General features: G+C 60.3%; 12 protein-coding genes. 6 read left to right on the top strand and 6 right to left on the bottom strand.

Annotation, left to right across the window (positions count from 1 at the left end; all coding sequences use genetic code 11):
- Positions 1-496, top strand: a 496-nt coding sequence (locus ACIP8I_RS25390) for an aconitase family protein (protein ID WP_400764645.1), incomplete at its 5' end; no start/stop codon positions are given.
- 168 nt (positions 497-664) lie between these two features.
- Here the strand turns inward: ACIP8I_RS25390 and ACIP8I_RS25385 are convergent.
- From ACIP8I_RS25385 to ACIP8I_RS25370, 4 genes are all read right to left on the bottom strand, one after another.
- Positions 665-2311 (bottom strand): SulP family inorganic anion transporter, encoded by a 1647-nt coding sequence (locus ACIP8I_RS25385; protein ID WP_400764644.1) that lies wholly within the window; start codon positions 2309-2311, stop codon positions 665-667.
- Between the two features lie 80 nt (positions 2312-2391).
- Positions 2392-3672, bottom strand: coding sequence for an HAAAP family serine/threonine permease (locus ACIP8I_RS25380; protein ID WP_400764646.1), 1281 nt, complete (start codon positions 3670-3672; stop codon positions 2392-2394).
- Positions 3673-3924: 252 nt separating this feature from the next.
- Entirely contained in the window at positions 3925-4095 is a 171-nt protein-coding gene (locus ACIP8I_RS25375) for a hypothetical protein (protein ID WP_007965765.1), read from the bottom strand.
- 46 nt (positions 4096-4141) lie between these two features.
- Complete coding sequence (locus ACIP8I_RS25370) at positions 4142-4336, bottom strand: hypothetical protein (protein ID WP_367084826.1); 195 nt, start codon at positions 4334-4336, stop codon at positions 4142-4144.
- A 231-nt stretch (positions 4337-4567) separates the two neighbouring features.
- Between ACIP8I_RS25370 and ACIP8I_RS25365 the strand changes: the two genes are divergently transcribed.
- The 5 genes from ACIP8I_RS25365 to ACIP8I_RS25345 all read left to right on the top strand — a co-directional run bounded on the left by ACIP8I_RS25365 (position 4568) and on the right by ACIP8I_RS25345 (position 8805).
- Positions 4568-4951, top strand: a complete 384-nt coding sequence (locus ACIP8I_RS25365) for a tautomerase family protein (protein ID WP_367084828.1) — start codon at positions 4568-4570, stop codon at positions 4949-4951.
- Positions 4952-5158: 207 nt separating this feature from the next.
- Complete coding sequence (locus ACIP8I_RS25360; RefSeq protein ID WP_400764641.1) at positions 5159-5683, top strand: cysteine hydrolase family protein; 525 nt, start codon at positions 5159-5161, stop codon at positions 5681-5683.
- A 139-nt stretch (positions 5684-5822) separates the two neighbouring features.
- Positions 5823-6791 (top strand): 2-hydroxyacid dehydrogenase, encoded by a 969-nt coding sequence (locus ACIP8I_RS25355; protein WP_400764639.1) that lies wholly within the window; start codon positions 5823-5825, stop codon positions 6789-6791.
- Between the two features lie 156 nt (positions 6792-6947).
- Positions 6948-8015, top strand: a complete 1068-nt coding sequence (locus tag ACIP8I_RS25350; RefSeq protein ID WP_400764637.1) for a phosphotransferase family protein — start codon at positions 6948-6950, stop codon at positions 8013-8015.
- 22 nt (positions 8016-8037) lie between these two features.
- Positions 8038-8805, top strand: a complete 768-nt coding sequence (locus tag ACIP8I_RS25345; RefSeq protein ID WP_007965755.1) for an SDR family oxidoreductase — start codon at positions 8038-8040, stop codon at positions 8803-8805.
- A 201-nt stretch (positions 8806-9006) separates the two neighbouring features.
- Here the strand turns inward: ACIP8I_RS25345 and ACIP8I_RS25340 are convergent, their stop codons facing one another.
- Both ACIP8I_RS25340 and ACIP8I_RS25335 read right to left on the bottom strand, forming a co-directional pair.
- A complete protein-coding gene (locus tag ACIP8I_RS25340; protein ID WP_045122399.1) occupies positions 9007-9228 on the bottom strand; it encodes a hypothetical protein in 222 nt (73 codons plus the stop codon).
- Positions 9229-9305: 77 nt separating this feature from the next.
- Positions 9306-9555: hypothetical protein (locus ACIP8I_RS25335; RefSeq protein ID WP_400764634.1), on the bottom strand; the 250-nt coding region annotated here is incomplete at its 5' end.

Genomic DNA, 9555 nt, shown 5'->3' with positions numbered 1-9555 from the left:
CGACGAAGTGTTAATCGGTTCGTGCATGACCAACATCGGTCACTTCCGCGCTGCCGGCAAACTGCTGGATCAGGTCAAGGGTCAGCTGCCAACCCGTCTGTGGCTGTCGCCGCCGACCAAGATGGACGCTCACCAACTGACCGAAGAAGGCTACTACGGCATCTACGGCAAAGCAGGCGCGCGCATGGAAATGCCAGGCTGCTCGCTGTGCATGGGTAACCAGGCACGCGTTGAGCCGAACAGCACCGTGGTCTCGACCTCGACCCGTAACTTCCCGAACCGTCTGGGCGACGGCGCGAACGTCTACCTGGCTTCGGCCGAACTGGCGTCCGTAGCTTCGATCCTGGGTCGCCTGCCGACCGTCGAGGAGTACATGGAATACGCTGGCAAGATCGACAGCATGGCGGCCGATGTCTACCGCTACCTGTCCTTCGACCAGATCGCCGAGTTCCGTGAAGCGGCTGCGAACGCCAAGATTCCGGTCGTTCAAGCCTAACGTTACAACGCAATGAAGAACGCCGCCCATCGTGAGATGTGCGGCGTTTTTTATGCCTTGGAATACCGTCCCCTGTAGGAGTGAGCCTGCTCGCGATAGCGGTGTGTCAAATACATTTGTATCGACTGACACACCGCTATCGCGAGCAGGCTCACTCCTACAGGGGGGTTAAGTGTTGAGTTTGAGGGCTTGCCGGACCGCGCCATCAACGCTCAGCCCGCTAAGCGTCACGCCATTTGCTTGCACTTCGGGCAACGCCTCCAGCACAGCCAGCGCCTCATGCTTGAGTCGCGCCAGAATCAGGCGCTTGCCCTCCTGATGCACCCGCAGAAAGAACTCCTGCATCGCCTCGATGCTGGTGCCGTCCAGGTCAGGGGTTTCCTCCAGACTCAGGATCACTGTGTGCAGCGGTGCGTCCGAGTGACGAATCAAGCGCAACGCCGCACCAAGAACCCGCTCGACGTTGGCAAAGAACAACGCCTCACTGGGCCGCACAATCAGCACTCCGGGCTCGGTTGTCGCCGTCGGATGACGTTGCACATCGACAAAATCATGCCCGCCGTCGATCCGCCCGAGCACCTGAATGTCCGCCGCCGACATCTGTTTGAGCATCAGCAACACGCTGATCGCCACCGACACCAGCAAGCCGTCGAGAATGCCCAGCAGCAGCACCGCCGCCACCGCGCACAACACCAGCAGCCGATCCCGGCGCCAGACGAAGTAGCGCCCCAGCGGCTGCAGACTCAAGCCGCGTGCCAGCGCATGAATCACGATGGCCGCCAGAATCGGCTCCGGCGTCAGGGCGATCCACGGCAGCACCGTCAGCACGATCACCAGCACCACCAGCGCCGCCACACCACCGGCCCAGCGAGAAGTCGCCCCGGCGGCCTCGTTCGCCGACGTTGCCGAATACCCCGCCCCCGCCGGCATGCCATGGAACAATCCGGACAACAAGTTCGCTGCGCCGAGCGCCAGCAGATCGCGATTGGAAGTGACACGGTCGCCGTGCTTGAGGGCGAACGAACTGATCGAGCCGTACGACTCGGCGTACAGAATCATCACCAGCGCGAACCCCACCTCCCCCAGCCGCAGCCAGTCGGCAAACGGCAGCAGCGGCAGGCTTGGCACCTCCAGGCTCAGGTCGATCAAACCGATCATGCTCACACCATGGGCCGGCAGGTTCAGCCATTGCCCGGCCACAATGCCGATCACTACCACCAGCAAACCACCGGGGACCCGTGGAAAGCGCGAGAACAGCCCCAACAGCACCAGTGCCACCGATGCGCCAGCCGCCGCCGGCCAGTTCCATTGCGGCAGTTGTTCGAGCAATTGCGGGGCGAAGCGCACCAGATTGGCGTCGGTCAGGTGCACGCCGACCACGCTGGCGACCTGCTTGAGGATGATCGTTAGCGCCAGGCCGAAGGCGAATCCGCGCAATACCGGTTTGGCGATAAACGCGGTGACGCTGCCGAAACGGAAGATCCCCGCCAGCAAGAACAGCCCGCCAGTGACCAGCACCAGCCCGACCGCCAGCGTCGCGCGCAGTTGCGGGTCGCCATTGGCCATCGTCGCCGTGGCCGCCGCCAGCACCGCTGCCGAGGATGACGTAGCAGAAACAATGGCAAAGCGGCTGGTGCCAAACAACCCATAGCACAGCAACCCGGCAAACAGCGCAATCACCCCGGCCTGCGGCGCCAGCGCGGCGATGGTCGAATAAGCGACCGCTTCGGGCAACAACAGCCCGGCAATCGACAGACCGGCGAGGATGTCCTGCCAACGATTGGGGGGTTCTACAGATTGGGGCGCGCTCGACAATCCACTGTCTCCAGACGAAAAAAAGCCGCTGTGCGCATCACGCACAGCGGCCACTGTAGCTGAGTACCTGGAGCTTTGGCTTACGCCGTCAGCGAATAAATCAACGCCGAAATCGCCACCAGACCCACGGCGGTAACAAACACGTTCGAAGCCTGACCGCGATAACGCGCCATCGCCGGCACTTTACGGATCGCGTACATCGGCATCAGGAACAGAATCGCCGCGATCACCGGGCCGCCGATGGTCTCGATCATGCCCAGGATGCTCGGGTTCAGGGTCGCGACGATCCAGCACACCACCAGCATGAACGCCGCCACGATGCGATCCAGCGCCTTGGCGCCCGGACGCTTGCCGCTCTTGACGATCAGACCCTTGAGGCCTTCGCTGGCACCGATGTAGTGGCCGAGGAACGACTTGGAAATCGCCACGAACGCAATCAACGGTGCCGCGAAAGCGATGGTCGGATTGCTGAAGTGGTTAGCCAGGTACGACAGGATCGACAGGTTCTGCGCCTTGGCTTCGGCCAGTTGTTCCGGCGACAGGGTCAGCACGCAACTGAAGACGAAAAACAGCACCATCACCACCATCAACAGGTGGGCGCGGAAGAGGATCTGCGAACTGCGCTGGTCAGCGTTGACGCCGTAACGACGCTTCTGATCCACCGCGAACGCCGAAATGATCGGCGAATGGTTGAACGAGAACACCATCACCGGGATCGCCAGCCACAGCGTGTGCAGCAGGGCCGACGGCGCCGGTACTTGCGAAGCGGTGGTGAGAATGCCGCCATTCCAGTGCGGAATCAGGTACACCGCGAGGAACAGCAACGCAACGATGAACGGGTACACCATCAGGCTCATCGCCTTGACGATCACCTGCTCGCCGCAACGCACCACGGCCAGCAGACCGAGGATCAGCACGAACGACAGCAGCACGCGCGGTGGCGGCGTGATGTGCAGTTGGTGTTCGAGGAAGCTGGCGACCGTGTTGGTCAGGCCGACGCTGTAGATCAGCAGGATCGGGAAGATGGCGAAGAAGTACAGCAAGGTGATCAGCGCACCGGCCTTGATGCCGAAATGCTGCTCGACCACCTCGGTGATGTCGGCGCCTTCGCGACCGGAGAGCACGAAGCGGGTCAGGCCTCGGTGGGCGAAGAACGTCATCGGGAAGGCCAGCAGCGCGAGGATCACCAGCGGCCAGAAGCCACCCAGACCGGCGTTGATCGGCAAAAACAGGGTACCGGCGCCAATGGCCGTCCCGAACAGTCCCAACATCCACGTGGTGTCATGGCGATTCCAGCTCGACAGTTCAGCTGGTGCTGCCGTTTCATAGCGTTCGTCGACGCTATTGGCCTGATCATTCATCCGGTCGGATCTCCGCATTCCGGTCACTTGCCACTCGGTCAGGACGCGTCGGAAAAAACCGACAGACATGCTCCAGCCGAAACAGGGGCGCGATTCTCCGCGATAAATGAGCAGAAGCAAAGACTTAGCTGAGGAATGGTTGTGCGGAGCAGATCAGCGGGTTGTCGTTTTCGGGAAAATGGCTGTCGGCTCCGGATACGTGAGATGTCGTTTTCCGGCAAGTTTCAATGTAATACGAGCGGGAAGACTTGATCAGATCGATCGAGCCAGCATGAATCCGAGTGACATGCAAAACAGGCCGAACGCCAGCATTCCCCAGATTGGGTACATATCGCCCTTGTTTTTGATGCGCATTCTTTCTTCCCACTCATCGTGCTCACGTTCCAGTTGTTCCATTCTGGCTTTGCGATCATAGGTACTCATGTGGTTTTCCTTTGGATCATGGGTCGGACGGTTGTGAAACGAACAATCAAAACTTGAAGAAAACGCCTGCTACTGCGGTGATTGCTGTCACCACCCCAGCTATAACTGCGAGCGGATATAAATTTGTCTCTCTCTTAAGCTTTTTTTCCTCCGCCAATAGCTTTTTCCTTTCGGCCACAAGCTTTCTTGACTCATTCTCCAGCCTGTCGAGTTCCAGATTTTCAAGATCGTTCTTGAGCATTCGCCTTCCTTGGCTGCCGGCAGTCCCTGCCCGGGCTGCTTTGTGCCCACATGATTTCGCGTTCATCACCCTTCCGATAGCAGATGCATCTGCCAGATTCGTAGGCAAAATCCGCGAAAATTGTAGGTAGCCTCGTACAAAAACAGCGGCGAATTCATCACCCCCACACTTTCAATCTGGCCGACATGTTCTAGCGTGAGAGGAGTCCCTTGCCCAACGGAGTCTTTGCCCATGCCCCTCGTGCGCGTCGAAATCAAAAAACACTCTGACCCCACCTTCGCCAAACGCATCGGCGAGCAGATCTACGCCGCCATGCGCAGCACCATCAACGTGCCGGAGCACGACAACTTCCAGATTCTCAACGAGCATGATGGCGAACATTTCATCTTCGACCCGCAGTACCTGGGCATCCAGCGCAGCGATCAGTTGGTGATCATCCAGATCACCCTCAATGAAGGGCGGACGCTGGAGCAGAAAAAAGCCCTGTACCAGACCATCGCGCACAGCCTGAACAGCCAACTGGGCATCCGCCTGGAAGACGTGTTCATCAATCTGGTGGAAGTCAAAAAGGAGAATTGGTCGTTCGGCAACGGCATCGCTCAATACGCCAGTTGACAGCCCTTCGCCGCCGCCAGCATGATCGGCGGCATGAACCTTCGCCCGCTGCACCTCACCCGTACCACCACGACCGCCACCGGCGGGTCGTGGTGTTGCTGCCTGAGATGAATCCAGCGCAGTGAACCCAAGGCCCCGCCAGCAATGGACGGGGCCTTGTTGTTTCTCCCGTCCGTGCGGCACTTGCAGCCCTCAAGGAGAAACACCATGCCCGCAGCACTGTTGATCATCGATATGCAGGTCGGTCTGTTCCATGGCCCGGAAAAACCCCATGACGGCGAGCGTGTGCTCGCCAACATCCAGCACCTGATCCACCAGGCCCGCCAGCAACACGTGCCGATCTACGCCGTACGCCACACCGGCCCGGCAGGTTCGCCGATTGCCGCCGGCAGCCCCTTCTGGCAATTGCTGCCGGAACTCGATCTGAATGCCGAGTCCGACCATGTGTTCGACAAGTCCCGACCCAACGCCTTCCATGGCACCGATCTCTCGCAGCAGCTCAACACCGATCAGATCAACGACCTGTACCTGGTCGGCATGAAAACCCAGTTCTGCGTTGACGCCACCTGCCGCGCCGCTGCCGATCTGGGCTTCAAACCGTTGCTGGTGACCGACGCCCACACTTGCATGGACACCCCGGCATTACCCGCCCACGTCATCATCGAGCACCATAACGCCACCCTCGGCGGGGCATTTGCGCGGCTGATCAACAGCGCCGACGTGAGCTTCTGACGAAGCGCCCGCGCGCTCCCCGTTTCAGCTCCTACACTGGCTGAAGCGGGGCTGCGGCCATCATTGCCAAACCGCTCTGGAATCAGCACTCTGACACGACTTTCGCGACCGAACCGCCACTGATCACAGGAGCCGCGCAATGCCCGACACCGTTCTGGTACTGGTTGAAACCATCAATGACTATTTACCGATTCTCGAGCATCAGGGCTTTCATCTGATCCTCGCACCAACCCCTGCCGAACGTGCGCAAGCCATCGCCAGCCACGGCGCACGGATCGACGCGGTGCTGACCCGTGGCCCGCTGGGGCTGACCGCTGAGGAAATCGCCGCCCTGCCAGCACTGAAAATCATCACCGTGATCGGCGCCGGTTATGAACACGTCGACCTGCAGGCTGCCAGCGATCGCGGGATCACCGTGACCAACGGCGCCGGGGTCAACGCTTCGTCGGTGGCCGATCATGCGATGGCGATGCTGTTGGCGCTGGTGCGCGACATTCCGCGCTGCGATGCGGCAGTACGCCGGGGTGAATGGCCGAAGATCATGCGCCCGTCGCTGGCCAATAAACGCCTGGGCATTCTCGGCCTGGGCGCGGTGGGCATGGCGATTGCCAAGCGTGCCCAGCTCGGTTTCGACATGCAGATCAGTTACCACAACCGTCAACTGCGCAGCGATGTGCCGTACGCGTTCTGCTCGACGCCAACCGAACTGGCACGCGCCTCGGACTTTCTGATCATCGCTACGCCGGGCGGCATCGGCACCCAGCATCTGGTGACTCGCCCGGTGCTCGACGCCCTTGGCCCGAACGGTTTCATCGTCAACATCGCCCGGGCGAGTGTCATCGCCACAGCGGATCTGATCACTGCCCTTGAGCAACGGCGGATTGCCGGCGCCGCACTGGACGTGTTCGATCACGAACCGCAGGTGCCGGATGCACTGAAAGTCCTGAGCAACGTGATTCTCACGCCGCACGTTGCCGGCCTGTCACCCGAGGCCACCCAAGGCACGGTGGAGCTGGTCGGCAAAAACCTCGTGGCGTTCTTCTCCGGGCAACCGGTGCTGACGCCGATCGCCCTGCCCCCCAGGCTCAACAACCAGCGCGTGCATTGAAAAGAGCCGGCAGCGCCCTGCTGCCGTACCTATTCGAAACGCTGATTATCCTGCAACACGCTAACCTATAAGACCGCTGCGCGCTTGTGGCCGCCCGAGTGCGCCATTAGATTAGCCAATGATGTCTGGCCTCCAAAATAAGCAGAAGGGATAAGCATGGCGCTTACTGACCAGTCCACCCGTATCCGCTCTGGCGAAGAACTCGATGCCAGCCTGATCGATCCATACTTGAAGGCGCAGATTCCGGACCTGACCGGCACCCCGCAGATCAGCCAGTTTCCCGGCGGTGCGTCGAACCTGACGTACCTTCTGGAATACCCGCAGCAGGAATTCGTCCTGCGCCGGCCGCCGTTCGGCCACAAAGCCAAATCCGCTCACGACATGGGCCGCGAATTCCGCATTCTCAATCAACTGCGTGACGGTTTCCCCTACTGCCCGAAAGCCTACGTGCACTGCACCGACGAGTCGGTGATCGGCGCGGAGTTCTATGTGATGGAACGGGTCAAGGGCATCATCCTGCGCTCTGACCTGCCGCCGGAACTGGGCCTCGATGCAGCCAAGACCGAAGCGCTGTGCAAAAGCTTCATCGATCGTTTCGTCGAACTGCACCGGGTTGACTACAACGCCTGCGGCCTCGGCGATCTGGGCAAGCCTGAAGGCTATGTCGCCCGTCAGATCAAAGGCTGGAGCGAGCGCTACGAAAAAGCCCTGACCCCGGATGCGCCGCACTGGGAGCAGGTCAAAACCTGGCTCAACGACAAGATGCCGGCCGACCATCCGACCTCGAGCATCGTCCACAACGACTATCGCTTCGACAACGTGATCCTCGACCCGAACAACCCGATGCAGATCATCGGCGTGCTCGACTGGGAACTGACTACCCTCGGCGATCCGTTGATGGACCTGGGCAACACCCTCGCCTACTGGATTCAGGCTGATGATCCGGCACCGGTGCAACTGATGCGCCGCCAGCCAAGCCACGCCCCGGGCATGCTGACCCGCCGCGAGTTCGTCGATTACTACGCCGAGCGCTCGGGCATCCGGATCGACAATTTCGACTTCTACTACACCTACGGCCTGTTCCGCCTGGCCGGCATCGTGCAGCAGATCTACTACCGCTTCTACCACGGCCAGACCCAGGACAAACGCTTCGCGCAGTTCATTCACATGAACAAACTGCTGGAGCACATGAGCCTGCAGGTCATTGCGAAATCGAGCCTCTGACGGCCCACACCAAGGAACCCTTATGTCCAAGACTCAGTTGTTCGACCTCGACGGCAAAATCGCATTCGTCTCCGGCGCCAGCCGTGGCATCGGTGAAGCCATCGCCAAACTGCTGGCCCAGCAAGGCGCCCACGTGATCGTCTCAAGCCGCAAGCTCGAAGGCTGCCAGCATGTCGCCGACGCCATCATCGCTGCCGGCGGCAAAGCTACCGCCGTGGCCTGTCACATCGGTGAAATGGAACAGATCAGCCAGGTATTCGCCGGGATCAAGGAACAGTTCGGTCGCCTCGACATTCTGGTCAACAACGCGGCGACCAACCCGCAGTTCTGCAACGTGCTGGACACCGATCTGGGCGCGTTCCAGAAGACCGTCGACGTGAACATTCGCGGCTACTTCTTCATGTCGGTGGAAGCCGGCAAGCTGATGCGCGAGAACGGCGGCGGCAGCATCATCAACGTCGCCTCGATCAACGGGATTTCACCGGGCGTGTTCCAGGGCATCTATTCGGTGACCAAAGCGGCAGTGATCAACATGACCAAGGTCTTCGCCAAGGAATGCGCGCAATTCGGCATCCGCTGCAACGCCCTGCTGCCGGGCCTGACCGACACCAAATTCGCTTCGGCGCTGGTGAAAAATGACGCGATCCTCAAGCAGGCACTGACGCAGATCCCGCTCAAGCGCGTGGCCGATCCAAGTGAAATGGCCGGGGCGGTTTTGTATCTGGCGAGTGATGCGTCGAGCTACACCACCGGGGTTTCGCTGAATGTGGACGGTGGGTTCCTGTCCTGATTTCTCTGACAAATGATTAACCCTGTGGGAGCGGGCTTGCCCGCGAAGACGTAGTGTCAGGCACCATCGCTTTGAATGACACACCGCATTCGCGGGCAAGCCCGCTCCCACAGGGGTTCTCTGTCAGTCAATGACCTTGGGCCATTACCTGACGAAGCGCACCGACAACTTCCGCAACAGCAAACGCGCACCCCCACAGCGCTACTGCGTGACACACCGGGTGGTGGTGATATGCCGAGTGACCTGCTCGTCAACGTACATATCGCCGGACACCTGAGTGTTTTCCAGCGTCTGACAAGTACGCACCGGCGGCGGTGGCGGTGCAGCAGGAGGCGGTGGCGGCGGACTGGCACAGCCACTTAACAGCGCGACAGAGAAAGCCAGCGACAACGGCAGATACACGCGTTTCCCAGGATTATTCATAGGACGATCCGCGGTGAATGGAAGAGCCACTTCCGCCATTGCGCACGAATACCGCGGATGACGGAAGACCTGACCACTCATTCTTTATAGCCGACCACCCTGTAAGCGCCAGTGAAATGGAGGGGACTGGGGGAACTGGCTGTCGATTTTGTGGGGAGCAAAGCTGAGTGGGAGGGATACATCAGCAAGAAATGTGTTCTCTCGAAGGCCGCCATCGCTGGCAAGCCAGCTCCCACAGGTGTGAGTATTTCTGCCGAAAACAGGCCGACTGTGAGGCCGCCATCGCCGGCAGGCCAGCTCCCACAAGGATTGAGTATTTCTGACAAA

Origin of the sequence: Pseudomonas sp. NPDC088414 (assembly GCF_044753325.1) — a bacterium.
Classification (GTDB): Bacteria; Pseudomonadota; Gammaproteobacteria; order Pseudomonadales; family Pseudomonadaceae; genus Aquipseudomonas.
The sequence above is the reverse complement of the archived record's forward strand: the minus strand, read 5'-3'. Positions and strand labels throughout refer to the sequence as shown.

Excerpts from the sequence above, each read along its gene's own strand:
- ACIP8I_RS25380 (WP_400764646.1), bottom strand. The coding sequence starts at position 3,672 with ATGAATGATCAGGCCAATAGCGTCGACGAACGCTATGAAACGGCAGCA.
- ACIP8I_RS25375 (WP_007965765.1), bottom strand. The coding sequence starts at position 4,095 with ATGAGTACCTATGATCGCAAAGCCAGAATGGAACAACTGGAACGTGAG.
- ACIP8I_RS25370 (WP_367084826.1), bottom strand. The coding sequence starts at position 4,336 with ATGCTCAAGAACGATCTTGAAAATCTGGAACTCGACAGGCTGGAGAAT.
- ACIP8I_RS25365 (WP_367084828.1), top strand. The coding sequence starts at position 4,568 with ATGCCCCTCGTGCGCGTCGAAATCAAAAAACACTCTGACCCCACCTTC.
- ACIP8I_RS25360 (WP_400764641.1), top strand. The coding sequence starts at position 5,159 with ATGCCCGCAGCACTGTTGATCATCGATATGCAGGTCGGTCTGTTCCAT.
- ACIP8I_RS25355 (WP_400764639.1), top strand. The coding sequence starts at position 5,823 with ATGCCCGACACCGTTCTGGTACTGGTTGAAACCATCAATGACTATTTA.
- ACIP8I_RS25350 (WP_400764637.1), top strand. The coding sequence starts at position 6,948 with ATGGCGCTTACTGACCAGTCCACCCGTATCCGCTCTGGCGAAGAACTC.
- ACIP8I_RS25345 (WP_007965755.1), top strand. The coding sequence starts at position 8,038 with ATGTCCAAGACTCAGTTGTTCGACCTCGACGGCAAAATCGCATTCGTC.
- ACIP8I_RS25340 (WP_045122399.1), bottom strand. The coding sequence starts at position 9,228 with ATGAATAATCCTGGGAAACGCGTGTATCTGCCGTTGTCGCTGGCTTTC.